Source organism: Streptomyces sp. NPDC046900 (assembly GCF_040644975.1).
Lineage (GTDB): Bacteria > Actinomycetota > Actinomycetes > Streptomycetales > Streptomycetaceae > Streptomyces.
The window spans coordinates 14,400-15,101 of sequence record NZ_JBEYXD010000135.1; the positions used below are offsets into that span (position 1 = coordinate 14,400).

Sequence of the window (702 nt, forward strand, 5' to 3'; positions counted from 1 at the left end):
TACGGTCGTCACGGCGGAAGCCGCCCCGATCGCCTCGGCCACCGTCCTGGCGGTCATCCCGACGCTCGTCGCGTCGGTCGTCACGGCGGAAGTCGCCGCGGTCGTCCCCGCGACGGTCATCTCCACGGCGGTCGTCGCGCCGGCCGTAGCCGCCGCGCTCGTCGTCACGGCGGGCGAAACCGCCGCGGTCGTCGCCCCGACGCGCCCCTCCGCGGTAGCCGCCGCGGTCACCACTGTCCCGTCGGCGCTGGTCGCGCTCAGGACGCTCGTCGGGAGAGTTGGTGGACATCGGTGACTCCTGTCTTCGGTACTGCAAAGTCATTCTCACGCAGCCGGGTACCCGGCGCGCTCCGGAAAAACGAAAAAAGGACCCTTGGTCCCAGCGAGTCGCTGGGACCAAGGGTCCTCCAAAGATTGTTCGGCGGCGTCCTACTCTCCCACAGGGTCCCCCCTGCAGTACCATCGGCGCTGTAAGGCTTAGCTTCCGGGTTCGGAATGTAACCGGGCGTTTCCCTCACGCTATGGCCACCGAAACCCTAATGGTTTCGAGCGAACAAGCACACTCTTCAGTTGATGTTCTGCTCTGTACCGACAACGGATCGTTGTCTCAGAACCAACACAGTGGACGCGAGCAACTGAGGACAAGCCCTCGGCCTATTAGTACCGGTCACCTCCACACGTTACCGTGCTTCCAGATCCGGC

At 64.8% G+C, this 702-nt stretch carries 1 rRNA gene and 1 pseudogene; one reads left to right on the plus strand and one right to left on the minus strand.

Annotated features, from left to right (window positions below):
* Nucleotides 1-295, plus strand: a pseudogene (locus ABZ904_RS47590) (hypothetical protein); the annotation flags it as partial.
* A gap of 121 nt (nucleotides 296-416) precedes the next feature.
* Here the strand turns inward: ABZ904_RS47590 and rrf are convergent.
* A 5S ribosomal RNA gene (rrf, locus tag ABZ904_RS47595) occupies nucleotides 417-533 on the minus strand.
* Nucleotides 534-702: the final 169 nt, after the last annotated feature.